The sequence below is a fragment of the Methylocella tundrae genome, from assembly GCF_901905185.1.
Classification (GTDB): domain Bacteria; phylum Pseudomonadota; class Alphaproteobacteria; order Rhizobiales; family Beijerinckiaceae; genus Methylocapsa; species Methylocapsa tundrae.
In genome coordinates this window covers 39010-56045 of the sequence record NZ_CABFMQ020000024.1, presented here as the reverse complement: position 1 = coordinate 56045, position 17036 = coordinate 39010, and the positions used below count along the sequence as shown (strand labels likewise).

Here is a 17036-nt window from a genome sequence, read left to right as displayed (position 1 = left end):
AAAAGCGGCAAGATCGAGCCTAATCCAGCTCCAGGCGCCGTAGCGCGTCTTTGGTGTCAATGTCGATCAGCGCGGCTTCATCCTCGACATCGCATTCGACGAGACGCTTGCCAATGGAATCGATCAAAGCCCTCGCGCCGCGATCGCCGTCGAGCTTTGCGACGGCCGGGAAAAGAGCCCGGCTGAGCAGCACCGGATTGCCGCGAACCCCTCCCCGCCTCGGCGCCGCCGCCAGCGGATTTTGCGGCGCGGCGTCGGCGGCGCGCTCAAAAGCGGCGATGAGCCGGTCGATCAAGGCGCTGGACACGAGAGGCATGTCGCCGAGCAGGATCAAGGCGCCGGCGCTCGCCGTCGGCAAGGCCGCGACGCCGCGCTTCAGCGAACTCGAAAGGCCGGCGGCGTAATCGGGGTTGATGGCGAAGGACAGATCGAGCCCTTGCAGCGCCGCCTCGACTTCGGCGCGGCGGTGGCCGGTGACGACGACGATGGGACGCGCCACGGATCGCAACGCCGCCTCGGCGACATGGCGCACGAGCGGCTTGCCGCGCAAGACGGCGACGAGCTTTGTCGCTTCCGGGGCGTCCTTTGAAAAGCGCGTCGAGCGGCCCGCGGCGAGGATGATGGCGGCGATTTCAGCCATCGCCGGCCTGCCGCGGTTGCGGGCGCGACTTGATCTCGCCCAGAAGGCCGCCGACGCCCATGCGGCATATGTCTTCCCTGCCGACGTCGAGGCCCGCCAGCAGTCGGTTCAGAACGAAGTCGAAACCATTTTCCTTCGGCGAGCGCGCGCAGCCCGGGGCGCCGATGATCGGCTTTGGCGGCAAGCCCGGCAAATGTCCAATGAGAAGAAGATTACCTGGATCGACGGGCATGCCGAAATGCACGATGCGGCCGCCCGACTTCTCAATCGCGCTTGGGATAACGTCGCGGCGATCGGTGATCGCGCTGGCTCCAAAGACGATGATGAGATCAGTTGAGGGCACAACGCGGCTGAGAGCGCCGACAAGAGCGCGGGTCTCATGTCCGACGCGCTCTTCGAGCGCGATGGTCGCTCCTGCGCCAAGCAGCCGCGCCCTGAGCGCGTCGAGCGTCTTTTCGACGATCGACGCTTTCAATCCCGGCAGCAGGGTCGAGACGACGCCGACGCGCAGTGGCTGGAAAGGGGCGATCCTGAGCGGCGCTTCGCCCGCGCTCGCGATCGCCCGGTCGAGAATCGCGCCGGAAATGGCGAAAGGAATGATCTTCACCGTCGCCGCCATGTCGCCCGCGATAATCTTTTGAAACACCGGCAAGGTGGCGACGGTGACGCTTTCGTCAACGACATTGACGCGATCGATAGCCGCCGCGTCCACGACAAGAATCCCGCTGCGTTCGGCGATCAGGTTGCAGCGGCCGGTGAAGGCTTTATCGAGGCGAAGATGAGTTCCGGCAAGCCGTCGCGCGATGCGTAAGGCCGCCACATTCTCCTCGACGTCGCCGGCTTCGATCTCAGCCACGATAATCTCGGCGACGCCCGCGGCATTCAGCGCGGCGATATGATCCGCGCCAATGCGTTCGCCTTTCTTCAAGTTCAATCCTGGACGTCTGATGGCATGAGCGAGCAAGGCGCCTTCGGCCTTTTCAACCAGAACCGGGCCAAATCTCATGCCGCGCGTCCGGATTGCGCCATGCGCGGACCGCGGCGCAGGGCCTCGATGATTTCGCCGAGAATGGCGACGGCTATCTCGGATGGGCTGCGCGCGCCGATGTCGAGCCCGATCGGCGCGTGAATGCGGCCAAGCGAAGCCTCACTGAAACCGGCGGCGCGCATACGCTCCAGCCGCCGCGCATGGGTCTTTCGCGATCCGAGCGCCCCGATATAAAAACAATCCGCGTGCAAAGCCCGGATCAGGGCTTCGTCATCGATGCGCGGTTCATGCGTGAGCAGCACGATCGCCGTCGCCGCATCGAGACTGACCGAGGCGAATGCGTCCTGCGGCCATTCCGCGACGAGTTCGGCGCCCGGAAAACGGTCCGCCGTCGCGAAGGCCGTGCGCGGATCTATGATGACGGTATCGAAGCCCGCAAGCCGCGCCATTGGCGCCAAAGCCTGCGAAATATGCACGGCGCCAACCGCTATGATGCGCGCGGGGGGCGCGTAAACGGTGATGAAGACGGCTCGCCCATCCTCTTCCGCGAGGCCGCTTTCCCGCCGGCGCAGCTGCGCCGCCACTTTTTCCGCCAAAGCATCGGCGGCCAGATTGTCCGACCGAACCAGCCGCTCAGCGCCGGAGCCAAGATCGGTCACAGTCGCGCAAGGGCGCCGCGCCGCGCGTTCGGCATTGATCCGTTCGAGGATTTCCGCATCAAGCGGGCGCACATGAACCTTTATGCGGCCGCCGCAGGATAGGCCCGCCCTCCAGGCGGTCTCGTCCGCGACGCCGAACTCGAGCATATGCCGGCTCTTCGCCCCGATCGCCGCCAGCGCCTGCGTCACCACCTCGCCTTCGACGCAGCCGCCGGAGACCGAGCCGAGGAAATTGCCTTCGTCGTCGACGACGAGATGACTGCCGACCGGCCGAGGCGCGGAGCCCCAGGTTTCCACCACGGTGGCTATGGCGAGGGCGCGTCCGGCAGACGTCCAGCGTTCCGCCTCGAGGAGAATATCGTCATCCGACGCCAGCATGGCGGACCTTCTGTTCGGACAAATTTCAAGGACAATATAGGGCGCCGGCCGAGAATTGTGCAGGTTTTGGCTATCATGCTGATATCAAAAACGCGACAGCGGCGCCAAGCAAGGCCTGCGCCGGCAAACGGCGCTTGGGAAGCTTTACCCCGGCATCCATTTATCCGAAAATCGGCGCCCGGTTTTCGGAAATGATGCTCAATCGAGAGTTTCCGCCGTCTCGGATGGATTTGGCTCAAGCACCGCCATCACGAGCGAAACGGCAAGCAGCAGCAAAAGCCCGAAAAAGATGCCCCCGAGACGCTCGAGACCGGGCCAGATGCTCGTCGGCGCCCCGAATCCCTGCACGAGCGTCATGATGAACACGATCGCCGCTTGCGTGCCGACATAGCCGATGGCGCGCGGACTGGCCTGAACATGCGACCCAACCCAGACGCCCGCGCACAGCGTCATAAGCCAAGGCAGAAACTGCGTCAGCGGCAGGGCGAGGCAGACAAGCGCGATGAGTCCGCCAAAAGAGCAGCCGATCAAGCGGTGGATGGCGCGGACCACCATGATGCGGCCTGGATCGCGCGCCGTATCGGACGGCGCCGGAACCGCCATGACGGCCGCGATCGTGATCGCCATTTGCGACAGACTGGGCAACTCGAACCAGGCCCAGACCGGCGGGATCAGCATCACCGTGACGCCGCTTCTCAGGGCGTGCAGCGCCGCCGGCCAATGCGCGCCGAAAACCGCGCGCCAGCCAGGGGGCTTCGCCGGCTCCGGGCCACCGTCTCGCGGCTCGAGAAGGAAAGCGAGCAGAACGGCCGCGAAGACGCCGATAACGACCTCGATGACCCGATAGGCGGCGAAATGGAACGTCCCGGCGGGTGCGGTCAGCGATGTCAGGACGATCAAGTTGAACGTGATCGAGCCAAGCAGCCAGGCATAGCCATGCGGGCTCAGCTGAAATCCGAGCATGCCGAGCGACGTCGCGAGCAGGAGAAAAACGCAACAGGCGACCTGATCATAGGCGAGCCACGACGCCATGGCCACCCCGATCAAGGCGCCAGCCACCGTCCCGATGATGCGCAGGGCGCCTTTCTTGACGGAGGCGGGGCGGGTCGCCTGGCTGGACATGAAAGCGCTGATTCCCGCCCACCAGACGTTATCGACATGCATCGCCAGCGCGATGACCGTCGCGAGACCGACCGATAGGGCGGCGCTGGCGGAAAACCTCGCCCGCGGTCCCGTGAAACTCAGCTCCTTCAGATCCGCGATCAGCGCATCGAGGAAGTCGAAGAAGCCTCGCGCCTCGCGCGCCACCGCCGTCGTCAGGACGTTCACGGAAAGATCGCCACGCGGGCGTCGGCGCCCATATAAAGATTGGCGGGAGGATCGATCAGGGTCAGCGTGACCGGAAACCTCCGCTGCAAGCGGATCCAGTCCGTCGTCGGCGCGACGTAAGGCAAAAGCTTGTCCGCGCCCTCCTCGCGGCTGATGCCTCGCGCAACGCCCGCGATGCGCGCGCGATGCAGCCGCCAAGGCTCTGAATCGAGCCACACCCAGGCGATTGCGCCGATCTTGAAATGACGGATGTAATCCTGCTTGTAATTGGCGATGATGCGCCAGCCCGTCGCGGCGACAATGCCGATCAGCGGCTCGTTCGCGGTCCCCGTATCTCCAACCCGCACGGTCAGATTGTTGATCGCGCCGTCGATCGGCGCGGGCGCTTTGGTGCGCGCCAGCCGCCACTCGGCGGTGGCCATTTCCGCCTCCGCCTTGCGCAGGGAGGCTTGATGCATGACGGCGGTCGCTCTCGTTGCGGCGACGGCGGATTGAGCCGAGGATAGCGCCGCCTGCGCCCGGTTCAGCGCGTCATCGGCCCTGTCGATGGTCGCTTGAGACACGTCATCGACCGCGCTGAGGCGGGCTGCGCGCTGCTGCGTGATTCGCGCGAGGGCGAGCGCCGATACCGCCGCCTTGACTGCATCGTTCGCGGCTGCGATCGAGTCTTGATCGACCTGAACCTGCGCCTTCGCTTCATCGATCTCGGCCGCGAACTGATTGACGGCGAGTTGAAATGGAACCGGGTCGATTTCGATGAGCGGATCACCCGCCTTGATCCATTGATTATCGGCCACGTGGACGGCGATGATCCGGCCCGTCACTTGCGGGGCCACCGCGACGAGGTCGGAACGGACGTAAGCGTCGTCCGTGTAGGCGACAAAGCTGGTGACGGCTTCATAGAGCGCGAAAAGCGCAATGAACGCGGCGGCGATCAGGGCAAGGCGGTATGCTCGCGTCACGCTGCGTCTAAACTCCCTGCGGCTGCGAACCCGCGCGGGGTCGAGTGGCCGTTGCAGCGCAGTTTACGGCATTCTCGTCGCGAAGCGAAGGGCGCGTCGGCGATCTCGCCGCACCTGACGATCTGTTGGTTAAGCGCTCCTGGAGCAGGACGCTGGATCAACGTCATGCTTCAAAACAGGAGCTACGCGGCGGAGCTTTCCAGAGGAGAAACCTCCGCGCGGGCGGTGAGCGGATCGCTCACCGGACGGCGCTCGGCGATCAGGGTCTCGATGTCGGTGGCGACTTCCGACCATCTGCGCAGGGGAGCCGCTTCGATGCGGCGCTGAAACAATCGACGCGTCGAGGGGTTCAAAAGCCGCTGGAGAGCCTCTTTCATGTCCTCTCGATGATGCGGAGAAAAGGATACGCAAAGATCGCGGGCGACCGGCGCGATCGACTTCGAATTCGACGCCGCGCATGGTTTGCCAAACCAGAAACTTTCGCCGACCGGCAATCCCCACCCCTCGAAGAAGCTCGGAAATGCGGTAAAGAGGCACGAAGCGTAGAGCCAGCGCAGTTCATCATCGGTGGGCGCCTCGATGAACACGACGGGGCCGCCTTGAGCCAGCGCCTCAAGCTGCATCAAGGTCGCCTCGGCTTTCCAGCCGCGCCGTCCGGCGACGACGAGTTTTGGCAGGGCGGCGCCACGCTCCTCCGCGAGTTCGTTCCAGACGCCAAGGAGAGCGTGATGGTTCTTGCGGATCTCGATCGTCCCGACGCAGAGGACAAAATCCCGGCCTTCCAGAATTGCGAGCCGCGGCGACGCCAAGCCCGCGCGTTCGTTGCGTTCCGAACCCGGAAACTCGTCGGCCAGCGGCACGACCGAAGAGCATGTGCGCGCGGGCGATTGATCGATCTCGCGCCTCGCCCGTTTCAGTTCGCTCCGGTTCAATTCGGTGGTCACGACGAAATGCGCGGGCAGGCGCAGCGCCTCGCGATATTGCCGCGAGAAATCATGGCCGGTGAAAGCCGGCATCGAAAGCGGGATCAAATCATGGAACAGCACAATCAGATTGGCGCTGTTGGCGGCGGTCCGTTCGCAGAGATCGGCGATCCCTTTGTTGAGCCAGAACGCGCCGCCGATGAACAGGCTGTCCTGCGCCTTCACGTCCGGCATAGAGGCGTGGTGAGGGATGGGCAGCCGCCGCCGGCGCCTCGTAATGAGGCGTCGCACGCCCTCGCGGCTGAATTTGAAATCCGAGAAGGTTTCCTTGAGCAACGCAAAGGCCTTGTCGATGTCGCCATCCGCCTCTTTCAGCAAGGCGCCGAGTTCGCACCATTTTTTGCGATGGAGACCGAAGAGGCAAACAGCCGGATTCATTGAAAAAAGGCGTGTCGCGATCTCCAGCTGGACGCGCGGAATGCCAGCGCAGGTATCGTGCCAGATCGCGTGGCAAAGAACGTCGGTCAGATCGACATAAATGCGCGGAGCCGACGCTTCCAGAGCGGCCGGCGCGCTGCTGGCGCAGCGCCGGCGGGCATTGGCCCGGCCAGTTCCGAAGCTCCCGCGCGCGTCCCGCTCGTTCTCGTCAACCGACAAACGCGGGCCGCCCATCGCCGGAGCAAGCTTGAGAGCGGCATTCGTCAGCCACGCAAGGAGGAACGTGCGAACCGCATAGGGCAACGCAAGCGGCAAACGCAAAGCACGCGTCAAGGCAAAACCTAGAAGGTCCGCCGCGCCCGAGAGTCCAGCTGTGTGAGCGCCGATGGTCTGCGAGAGATGAACAAGCATCTGACATGTCCTTTAGATGGGCGACCGCCCGCATTCGCCGCCGCGTGATAGCGGGCGGTCGCGCAAGGCCGTTGCTCGGTTTGATCGAAGGGCGCTTAGGGCGTCCGAAATCCTTTCAGCCGTCCAAAAGCCTTATTCGTCCCGTTATGTATCTGTTTTTACGTATGTTTCAGTCGGACGCGCTCGACATGGGGAAGGTTGCGCCGCCGCCAACCCGCGCGGCTGAGAGGTCAAGCGGCCAGGCGCGCGTCAGCGTCAATTCGGCCTCAGCGTGGCGCGCCGCAATCGCCATAGGCGCGATCAGCACGATCGCTGCGACGGCAAAAGACACGCCCCGCCACAACGCCCGGATGTGGAGAGAGAACTGCGGCATTGCGGCGTGCGTGTCGTCCCTGCGGGGGCGTGGATAACGTCGCGCGACCGTCTCATGGGCAAAAGAACAAACTGCGCAGCATGGCGGCTCCTTGCGTGGGAATATTTCACACGCAGACATTACGTGGGTAATTTTCCCACGTCAATGCGATTTGTGGGATTGTGTCCCACACCGATTTCCGTCATACGGTCAATCAATGGATCATCCGCGAAACAACGCGCCGCCGAGCGCAGACAGGCTGCACGCACCGATCGCCCGACTGCTGCGCCCGCTCGTTCGGCTGTTCATCCGGAGCGGAATGACCTTTCCCGGCCTCGTCGATCTTCTGCGTGAGCTTTACGTGAACGTCGCGGAATATGATTTCGCCCTGCCCGATAAGGAGCAGACAGACAGCCGCGTCAGCCTCCTCACGGGCATTCACCGCAAGGAAGTGCGTCGTCTGCGCGGCGCCGGCGCGCCGATCAGCGCCACGCCCGCCGCCGTTTCGCGCGCGAGCCGCATCATTGCGCGCTGGCTCGCCGCGCCCGAATTCACCGACTCCGAGGGCCGCCCGCTCGCCCTGGCGCGCGCCGCCGATCAAGGCTGCGCAGAGCCTTCGTTCGAGGCTCTTGTCGCATCCGTCACGCGCGACGTTCGCCCGCGCGCCGTGCTCGACGAATGGCTCGACCGCAAGCTCGTCGAGATTGACGCCGACGGCCGCATTGTCCTCGCCGAGTCGGCCTTCGTGCCGCAGGGCGGCTCGGATCAGCAGCTCTATTATTTTGGACGCAATCTGCATGATCACGTTGCGGCGGCGGTCGCCAATGTGCTCGGCGAAGGCCCGCGCTTCCTGGAGCGGGCGGTGCATTACGATGGATTGTCGGACGGTTTGGCCGAGAGCCTCGAGAAACGCTCCCGCGAAATCGCCGTAGCGGCCTTGCAGGAGGCTAATCGCGAGGCCCATGCGGCTTGCGCGCAGGATCCCGGCGGCCGTCACCGCTGGATCATGGGGGTTTATATCTATCGCGACGAGGACGCCTCCGCCGAGGACGCGCCGCAGATCGAGGCCCGGGGAGACAAGGCGTCTTGAGCGTCCCGCCTCCATTAAGCCGCAGAAGCTTTCTTGCCATTTTCGCGGCGCTGCCCGGCGTCGCGGGCTGGGCGCCGCGCGGCATCGCAGGACCGCGCGATCAGGGCATTGGCGGCACCGGCGCGACCTCGGGAAACGAGGATGACGGCGATCGCGGCATCGGCGGCACCGGCGTCATCGGGACGATCCGGCGCTTTGGCAGCATTATCGTCAATGATCTGCGCATCGCCTATCCGAAGGATGTGACCGTCAAAATCGACGGCGAAGACGCCTCCGCGGCCGCCCTCAAGATCGGCCAGGTGGTGCGCGTCGTCGCGGTCGCGGACGACAATCATTTCTCGACGCGTCGCATCAACGTCACCAGCGAGGTTGTCGGCCGCGTCGAAAACGCCGGCGCCAAAAGCCTTACGGTACTGAGCCAAACCGTGTCGATCGCCAGCCTGCCCCCCGCGCAGCGGCGGTGGAGCGTCGGCGATCATGTCGCGGTCAGCGGTCTGCGGCGGCCGGACGGGTCGATTGTCGCGAGCCTCATCGAGAAACGTGGGACGAGCCTCGAACAGGTCGCCGGACCCATTGCAATCGCCGCCGACGGCTCGCCGATGGTCGGAGGCCTCAAACTCACCCGCGTCGATCCCGGCCTTATCGGTCAACGCGCGGTGTTGCGCGGGCGCTTGACCGATGGCGCCTTCGACGTCGCCCACGGCGAGAGCGAGCGCACCCTGATCGGAAGCGGCGTGTCCAAGCTTTCGATCGAAGCCTACGTGGAACGGCAAAGCAATGGATTGCGCCTCGGGTCGGGATTGCCCGTCGATGACGGCGCCATCGCCGCGCTGCCTCTTAACCGGACCGTGCTCGCCGTACTCGAAACCGGGGTCGGCCGTGGCGGCGAATGGCGCGTCAATTCTGTGCGCTTTGGCGGCGGCGCCGGAGAGCCCGGCCACTCAGGGCCGCCGCCAGGCAATGCCGGATCGAATGGCGGATCAAATGGTCCAGGCGGCGGCAAAGCTGGGGCGCCAAATGGCGTCGGCTCGCCCGGATCGCGGCATCTAACGCCGCTCGGCCCTCACGGGTCTTTTGAGAATCCCGGCGGGTCAACCGCGCCGGGACGCCCGGGAGCCCTCGGCGGCTTTGGGACGCGCGAAGGCGCGGGCATCGCGAACCCTGCTGGTCAAGGCGGATTTGCCCCCCCCGGCGGAGGGCCGGGCGCCGCGGGCTTTGGAGCTCCGGGCGGCTTCGGCGGCCCCACGGGCGGCCCGGGCCCCGGAGGATTTGGCGGTCCGGCGCAGGGAGGATTTGGCGGTCCTGGCGGGGGCTTTGGCCCTGGCGGCGGCGCCGGTCCCGGGGGCGGCGCCGGTCCCGGGGGCGGTCGGCCTTAGAGCATCGTTCGCCCGCAAGCCAAGGGCGTCATTTAAGAGGCGTCAAACATCAGTCCTTCGTCGGCGCGAAGGATCGACGAACCACGCGAGGCTTCGCCAGCCCGATCGCAGTTCGTTGAAATCACGATCCTCAATTCTGGCAAATCCGGCGGGATCGGCCAGACCTGCGCGGCGGCGCCTAAATTCAGCACGACAATCGTTCGCTCGCCTTCATCGCGCCGCTCATAGGCGAGCAGATCGCCGCCGCATGGAAGTCGGCGCCACTTCCCGCGCGACAACGATCGCCTCGCGCGGCGATAACGCAAAAGCGCGCGCACGAGCGATAGGATAGAGGTTGGGTCGGCGCCAAATTCCGCGACATTGCGCTGGGGCCAGTCCGGCGTCAGGGGCAGCCAGGGCTGATCCGTCGAGAAACCGGCGAAGGGGCCTGCGTCCCATTGCATCGGCGTGCGCTCAGGGTCGCGTCCGACGCCGAGGCCCGGCTCGCGCAAAGCCCAGGGATCGCGGATTCGACTCTCAGGAATCTCGACATTTTCAATTCCGAGTTCATCGCCATAATAGAGCGTCGGCGTGCCGCGCAACGTCAAAAGCAGCATCGCCGCCACGCGCGCCTGCCGCGGCCCGACGCGCGCCGCGATGCGCGGGCGATCGTGATTGCTGAGCACCCAGTTCGGCCAGGCGCCGGGCGGCAACGCGCCCTCATAGACTTCGATCATCTCGCCAAGCGTTGTTGCGATCCACGGCGCCTCGATGAGCTGAAAATTGAATGGCAGATGCGCGCCGCCAAGGCCGTTCTCCGACGCTTCGCCGTAATAGGCGACCACCCGCTGCATCGGCAGATAGATTTCGCCGATGAGGAGACGATCGCCGAACTCCTCCAGCACTCCGCGCATCCCCGCGATCACGCTATGAACCTCGGGTTGATCCGCCGAATGAATTTGCAGAAAGCGTTCGATTTCCGGTTGCTTCGGCGTCCATGCGTGGTTTTTCGGATTGTCGCGCAAGGCCTCATCCTTGATGAGATGCCAGATCACGTCGACGCGAAAGCCGTCGACCCCGCGCCGCAGCCAAAACCGCAGCACGTCCTGCATGGCGGCGCGCACTTCGGGATTGCGCCAATTAAGGTCCGGCTGTTCGGGCAGGAATGCGTGGTAATAATACTGGCCGCGCGCTTCATCGAAGGTCCAGGCGGAGCCGCCGAAATTGCTGATCCAGTTGTTGGGAGGGCCGCCCCCCGGCGCACCGTCGCGCCAGATGTACCAATCTGTCTTGGGCCCCTGCCCTGACCTGCTCTCCTTGAACCAGGGATGTTCGATCGAGCTATGGTTCGGCACGAAATCAAGGATGACTTTCAGCCCGCGCACATGGGCGTCGGCGACCAGAGCGTCGAAGCTTTCGAGCGATCCGAAGATGGCGTCGACCCCGCAATAATCGGAGACGTCGTAGCCGAAATCATACATCGGCGACGGATAGAAAGGCGAAACCCAGATCGCGTCGACGCCAAGCCAGACAAGATAATCGAGCCGCCGTCTGATCCCTTCGAGATCGCCGACGCCATCGCCATTCGAGTCCTGAAAGGAGCGTGGATAGATTTGATAGATCACGCCGTCGCGCCACCAGGCTCCGGGCGTCGAAGGATTCCGGGGCGAGCTCGAAGCAGCCGTCATAAAATCTTCATCTCTCAATGTTCGATAGGGCGGGCAATCTTACGCCGGACGTTTTGCCCATGCTCGACCAGCCGCTTCCTGTCATCGTGCGCCCATCGACCGAGCAGGACGTTCCCTTCATGGTCGACATTTATGCCTATCATATCCAGAACGGCCTCGGCGATTACAATGCCGAGCCTTTGCATCCGGACGACATCAAGCGCCGCCGCAAGGCGATGTTGAAACGCCGTCTTCCCCACATCGTCGCCGAACTCGGCGGGGTCGTCATCGGCTACGCTTACGCCGTTCCATTTCTGAAGCGTCCAGCCTATCGCTACGCCGTCAAGCACTCGATCTATGTGCATAAAGATCATCTTAATTCCGGCGTCGGCCGCAAATTGCTGCCGGCTTTGATCGAGGCCTGCGCCGGCGCCGGCTACCGCCAGATGATCTGTTACGTTGACAGCGCCAACGCGCCTTCGCTGCGTCTGCACGAGGCGGCGGGCTTCGAGCGCGCCGGCCTTTTGAAATCGGTCGGCTTCAAATTCGGACGATGGACCGACACGGTCCTCTTGCAGCGACCTCTCGGACCTGGAAACAACTCGCTTCCGGGCAAGCTCGAAAACGCCTCGGACGAAGGCGGCGCGCAGACGATGCATTGAAATCGGAGCGCCGCCAACGAGAGCTATTCCCGCGCCACATAGGTATAAAACCGGATAGAGCCGTCCGGCTCGATCTCGCGATAGAGCCCCTGAATCTCGGCTTCAAATCCGGGAAAGAGATTGGCGCTTCGCTCGAACATTTTGAGATAGTCGAGCATAGGCGCCGCGCGATTTCCGATGCGCTCGCCGGGGACGATCGTCGCGATGCCGGGCGGATAGACGACAAACAGCGTCGTCGCTATGCGTCCCGCAAGCTGGTCGAGCGGCAAATAATCTACCTTGTTGCGAACCATCTGGCGCACCGCATCATGCGGCGCCATCGCCATTTCCGGCAAGTGCTCCGGCATGAACTGGGCTCGCTGCAGTTTGCTGACGCCGCAGCTTCGATAGAACGCATGCATCTCGCCGCACAGGTCGCGCAGCCGCAGGCCTGCGTAGCGTAAAGGCCGCGCCCTGACGAATTCCGGGATGACATCGACGAGCCGCGCATTGTCGTCATGCAGTTTTTTGAAGGCGACAAGCGCGCTGAGGAGTGTCCAGGCCTTGCTCGATTCAACGCCGGGCGTCAGCAGAAAGAGCAGCGAGTTGAGATCATTCTTTTCGGGGACGATGCGATTTTCCCGCAGATATTGCGCGACGACGGGAGCCGGAACGCCATGATCCTCGTAAGCGCCCGTCGCCCGATCGAAGCCCGGCGTAAGAAGCGTCAGCTTGTTCGGGTCGGTGATCGCAAATCCTTCCGCGACATGCGTAAACCCGTGCCATCGCGCACCGGGGCTGAACTCCCAATAGCGCGCATTTGAGGTCAGCTCGTCCGTCGGTATATCTTCCCACGCGACCTCGCGCGGCCCCTCGCTTGCGCTTTCCGGCAGGCTGACCCGATCGGGGACGAAGGGGTCGAAGAACCATTTGCGCGCCGGATTCTTCTCTTTTTCCTCGAACTCACGCCGGACCGCGCGGATCTTCTTGCGCAGTTCGACGCCAAGCCGGATGGTGTCGTCCCAAAGGACTTCGCCCGAGCGGCCCTTCATCATCTGCGCGCCGACATCGAGCGAGGCGAACAAAGGATAGAACGGAGAGGTCGAGGCGTAGAGCAGAAAAGATTCATTGAAGCGGCGATGGCCGACATAGCGGTCCTGGCCCTTGAGATGGCTGTCCTTCACATGGATTTGCGAGGCCTGCGAGAAGCTCGCAAGCTGTTTGTGCGTCGATTGGGTGGCGATGAGCCCCGGCGCGTCGGGACCGAGGCCGCGCAGATCCATCGCGAAGCGGCCGGCGTACAAAGGATGGAATTTCATGAATCCCGCCCATGCCTCGTCGAACAGGATATAGTCGCAAAGATGTCCTATTCTTTCGAAGATCGTGTTGGCGTTGTAGATCGTGCCGTCATAGGTGCATTGCTCGATCACGGCGACGCGGAACGGCCGGTCCCTGCGCCAAGCCTCGCTATCCGTGACGAGCGGATTATTGCGGATTTTTTCGCGGATGCGGGTCTCGTCCAGGGCCTCGGGATAGATCGGCCCGATGAGGCCATAAGCGTTGCGATCGGTCTCAAGATAGATCGGAACGCCGCCCGAAATGGTCAGCGCGCCGTGGTGCGCGGCCTTATGATTGTTGCGGTCGAAAAGCACGAGATCGCCCTCGGTCACGAGGGCCGATAGCGCAATCTTGTTCGACGACGACGTGCCGTTCAAAACGAAATAGGTTTTCTCCGCGCCGAAGATAGCGGCGGCTTCTTTCTGCGCGCGAAGAGCCGGTCCTTCGTGAGTCAAGAGATCGCCAAGCTCCAGGACCGAATTGTCGAGATCGTCGCGAAAGATCGCCTCGCCAAGATGTTCGACAAAGATGCGCCCGATCGGGCTGCGGCTATAGAAAATCCCGCCATTGTGGCCGGGACAGGTCCACAGTTGATTGCCTTCTTCGGAATAGTCGACGAGGGCGCCGAAGAAGGGCGTCTTCAGCGTGTCCGCATATTGCTTGAGACGGCTGACAAGATTTTTGGCGATGAATTCAGGCGTCTCCTCGGCAAGAAACACATAGCCGTCGATATAATCCAGCACCTCGACTGGTATGTCTTCAAACTGCTTGCGGCGCACGAGCATGACGATCGGCATTTCAAGGCCCCGGCGGCGCATGAGATTGATCAGCGCGGCGGTCTTGCCTTCGACGCCTTTCTTGCCCCAGTCGATCACCATGCAGCCGATCGCGGCGTCGGTTTGCACGGCTATTTCGGCGTCCTCCATCCGCCTCGCGCGGACGACCTCGATGCCATGCTGTTCAATCGCGGTGATGATCTGTTGCAGCCGCAGCCCTTCGAGGTCTCTTTCGTCGAAAGCGGGAGCGCAGACAAGGAAGGTGAACCGTCTGAAGAAATCCATGACAAAGCTCCGGCAGCGGCCGCGTCGGAATCATAGGACGCGGCGCGCATTCATAGCAGAGGCCGCGCAGGCGCGCGCCGTTAAAAACGCGGTGAAAAACGTCGTGAAAACGTCATTCTTGATCACCCCAATGCTGCCGATCGCGGCAAAATTCCAGCCTCGCGCCGATAAGCGTGTTGATCATTAAGGGATTGGCGTTAGTCTAGCGGCCAATTGGCGGGCAGCGGCGGTTCATTTCGCCAGCCGTCGCCTCTGGCGAAACAGCACTTACAGCCCAAACTCTTTGATAAACACTGGAGCACGCGCCAATGAATGATCTCCTCGTGATCGCTTTCTCTTCGGAGCAGAAGGCGGAAGAAGTGCGTCAAAAACTATTCGAGTTGCAGAAAGAATATCTGATCGAGCTTGGCGACGCCGTCGTCGCGGTCAAGCATGAAGATGGCAAGATCAAGCTCAACCAGATCATCAACACCACCGCCGCCGGCGCCCTTTCGGGAACATTTTGGGGGCTTCTGGTCGGAACGCTGTTCGCCCTGCCGCTGGTTGGCGCGGCGATCGGAGCCGCCTCGGGCGCGCTTGGCGGATCGCTGACCGATTTCGGCATCAACGATGATTTCATGCGGGAAGTCGCAGAAGCAGTGCCCCCGGGCGGCGCCGCTTTGTTCGTTCTGGTCAAGAAAATGACGACCGACAAGGTTCTGGCCGACCTTCAGGGCGTTGGCGGAACGGTCCTGCGCACATCCTTCGACAAGTCAAAGGAAGACGCCATCCGAGCGGCGCTGGCTGGGAGGCCGGCTTCGGCGCCGGTTCAAACGCCGCCCGGCGACGATCAGCCCCCTTCGGCGACCGCCCCGGTGACCGCCTGACGCCGCCCCCCTGCGAGCGATCGTTAGCTTTACCATATCAGCGCTCGCTGAACGCCGGCGCCGCCCCGGGCGGCGAGATTGAATTTGCGCGCTCGCGGAGGACAGATTGGCGCTTTGCGCAAATTCGACGTATGACGCAGGATCGCCGGGGCGCAGCAGCCTTCGGGAGCGTCCGTGGCGGCGCATTCTCTGTTTTGAAGGGTAATCGGCGACTTGGCGTTTCTATCAACCATCCCGTCGCTGGCGCGCGCGCTTGCTGAGCGAAACTATGAGTCTGCGACGCCCGTTCAGACAGCGGTGCTGGAGGCCAACGCCGCGAACCGCGACCTTCTCGTCTCTGCGCAGACGGGATCAGGCAAGACCGTCGCCTACGGTCTGGCGATCGCCCCCAATCTCATCGCCGAGGCCGAAAGGCTCGGTCAAGCGGCCGAGCCGTTGGCTCTGATCATTGCGCCGACGCGCGAGCTTGCGCTTCAGGTTCAGCGCGAGCTTGCCTGGCTCTACCAATACGCCGGCGCGCGCGTGATTTGCTGCGTTGGCGGCATGGAGCCGAGGCGCGAGCGGCGCGATCTCGCCGCGGGGGCGCATATCGTGGTCGGAACGCCCGGGCGCCTTCGCGACCATATCGAACGCGGGGCGCTCGACGTCTCGAAACTGAAGGCCGTCGTCCTCGACGAAGCCGACGAAATGCTCGATCTCGGCTTTCGCGAGGACCTTGAGTTCATCCTTGAAACGACGCCGAAGGAGCGGCGCACGCTCCTGTTTTCCGCGACCTTGCCGAAGGGAATCGCCAGCCTCGCCAATCGATTTCAGCACGCTGCGACGCGCATCGAAGTCGCGAGCGGCGAGAGCGGACACGCCGATATCGAGTATCGCGCCATCCGCGTCGCGCCGAACGAGATCGAACACGCCGTCGTCAATGTGCTCCGCCTCCTCGAGGCGCCGAGCGCGCTTGTGTTCTGCAATACGAGAGAAGCCGTGCGTCACCTTCAGGCGATCCTGCTGGAACGCGGCTTCTCGGCTGTCTTGCTGTCTGGAGAACTGAGTCAGAACGAGCGCAACCACGCGCTTCAGGCTCTGCGCGACGGACGCGCGCGGGTCTGCGTCGCGACCGACGTGGCTGCGCGCGGCATTGACCTGCCGGGCCTTGCCCTCGTCATTCACGCCGAACTTCCCCATGACGCCGAAATCCTGCAGCACCGCAGCGGACGCACGGGCCGCGCCGGGCGCAAGGGCGTCAGCGTTCTGCTCATTCCGAATTCACGCCGGCGGCGCGCGGAACAGTTAATGGCGATCGCGGGCGTTCAGCCGGTCTGGAGCGGGCCGCCATCCGCCGACGAAATTCGCAAGCTCGACCAGGAACGCCTGCTGCGCGATCCGCTGCTGACAGAGTCAAGCAGTGACGAAGATCGCGTCATGGCGCGAGCGTTGCTCGACGAACGATCCGCCGAAGATATAGCAGCGGCGCTCGTTCGCGTTTATCGCTCCCGCCTTCCGGCCCCCGAAGAGGTCCAGGACCCCGGCCAGGGCCGTGAGCCACGGGCGCCGCGCGAGGGCAAGGGATTCGAGCGCCCGTCAGGCCCGCGCTCGCGTTCGCAAGGCGTCTGGTTCAGGCTCGATATTGGAGCGAAAAAGAACGCCGACCCGAAATGGCTTTTGCCCATGCTGTGCCGGCGCGGCAAAATTACGAAACAGGATATTGGCGCGATCAGAATCTTCGAGCGCGAGACAAAATTCGAGGTGTCTGAGAGCGTCGCCAAGCAGTTTCTCGCGAATGTCGGTCGTCCTGACGGCGATCCGATTCGCATTGAACTGGCTGCGGAAGGAGCGGAGAGGGCTCCCGAGAAACCGCGCGGCGCGCGCGCCTTCGACCGGAACGCTGCGCCGGACAGGGCGCCGCGCGGCAAGCGCCCGAAGGAATAGACGGTGCCTGCCGCT

At 63.6% G+C, this 17036-nt stretch carries 12 protein-coding genes and 1 pseudogene; 5 read left to right on the top strand and 8 right to left on the bottom strand.

Annotation, left to right across the window (positions count from 1 at the left end):
• Nucleotides 1-19: 19 nt before the first annotated feature.
• From MPC4_RS03890 to MPC4_RS03865, 6 genes and pseudogenes are all read right to left on the bottom strand, one after another.
• A pseudogene (locus MPC4_RS03890) lies at nt 20-1646 on the bottom strand (NTP transferase domain-containing protein).
• Nucleotides 1643-2665: an XdhC family protein gene (locus tag MPC4_RS03885; RefSeq protein WP_174511364.1), complete on the bottom strand. Its 1023-nt coding sequence runs from the start codon at nt 2663-2665 to the stop codon at nt 1643-1645. Before MPC4_RS03885 ends, MPC4_RS03890 begins: the two are co-directional and overlap by 4 nt.
• Before the next feature lie 198 nt (nt 2666-2863).
• Nucleotides 2864-3994, bottom strand: a complete 1131-nt coding sequence (locus MPC4_RS03880) for an FUSC family protein (protein ID WP_174511363.1) — start codon at nt 3992-3994, stop codon at nt 2864-2866.
• On the bottom strand, nt 3991-4956 hold the full coding sequence (locus MPC4_RS03875; RefSeq protein ID WP_174511362.1) for an HlyD family secretion protein: 966 nt from the start codon (nt 4954-4956) through the stop codon (nt 3991-3993). The genes MPC4_RS03880 and MPC4_RS03875 overlap by 4 nt, the downstream gene beginning before the upstream one ends.
• 182 nt (nt 4957-5138) lie before the next feature.
• Entirely contained in the window at nt 5139-6728 is a 1590-nt protein-coding gene (locus MPC4_RS03870) for a glycosyltransferase (RefSeq protein ID WP_174511361.1), read from the bottom strand.
• 169 nt (nt 6729-6897) lie between these two features.
• Complete coding sequence (locus MPC4_RS03865; protein WP_174511360.1) at nt 6898-7101, bottom strand: hypothetical protein; 204 nt, start codon at nt 7099-7101, stop codon at nt 6898-6900.
• A 196-nt stretch (nt 7102-7297) separates the two neighbouring features.
• Here MPC4_RS03865 and MPC4_RS03860 point away from each other — a divergent pair, with 196 nt between their 5' ends.
• Both MPC4_RS03860 and MPC4_RS21455 read left to right on the top strand, forming a co-directional pair.
• Nucleotides 7298-8170: a DUF6502 family protein gene (locus tag MPC4_RS03860; protein WP_174511359.1), complete on the top strand. Its 873-nt coding sequence runs from the start codon at nt 7298-7300 to the stop codon at nt 8168-8170.
• Nucleotides 8167-9546: a DUF5666 domain-containing protein gene (locus MPC4_RS21455; RefSeq protein ID WP_174511358.1), complete on the top strand. Its 1380-nt coding sequence runs from the start codon at nt 8167-8169 to the stop codon at nt 9544-9546. The genes MPC4_RS03860 and MPC4_RS21455 overlap by 4 nt, the downstream gene beginning before the upstream one ends.
• Before the next feature lie 32 nt (nt 9547-9578).
• On the opposite strand, the gene MPC4_RS03850 is transcribed toward MPC4_RS21455, so the two are convergent.
• Nucleotides 9579-11213 (bottom strand): alpha-amylase family glycosyl hydrolase, encoded by a 1635-nt coding sequence (locus MPC4_RS03850; protein WP_174511357.1) that lies wholly within the window; start codon nt 11211-11213, stop codon nt 9579-9581.
• Between the two features lie 59 nt (nt 11214-11272).
• On the opposite strand from MPC4_RS03850, the gene MPC4_RS03845 reads away from it, so the two are divergent.
• Nucleotides 11273-11854, top strand: a complete 582-nt coding sequence (locus MPC4_RS03845; protein WP_174511415.1) for a GNAT family N-acetyltransferase — start codon at nt 11273-11275, stop codon at nt 11852-11854.
• Nucleotides 11855-11877: 23 nt separating this feature from the next.
• Here the strand turns inward: MPC4_RS03845 and MPC4_RS03840 are convergent, their stop codons facing one another.
• Entirely contained in the window at nt 11878-14232 is a 2355-nt protein-coding gene (locus MPC4_RS03840; protein ID WP_174511356.1) for an Orn/Lys/Arg family decarboxylase, read from the bottom strand.
• Nucleotides 14233-14540: 308 nt separating this feature from the next.
• Here MPC4_RS03840 and MPC4_RS03835 point away from each other — a divergent pair, with 308 nt between their 5' ends.
• The gene (locus MPC4_RS03835; RefSeq protein WP_174511355.1) at nt 14541-15098 is read left to right on the top strand and encodes a DUF1269 domain-containing protein; all 558 of its coding nucleotides are present in this window, start codon (nt 14541-14543) and stop codon (nt 15096-15098) included.
• A 213-nt stretch (nt 15099-15311) separates the two neighbouring features.
• Nucleotides 15312-17021: a DEAD/DEAH box helicase gene (locus MPC4_RS03830; RefSeq protein WP_174511354.1), complete on the top strand. Its 1710-nt coding sequence runs from the start codon at nt 15312-15314 to the stop codon at nt 17019-17021.
• Nucleotides 17022-17036: the final 15 nt, after the last annotated feature.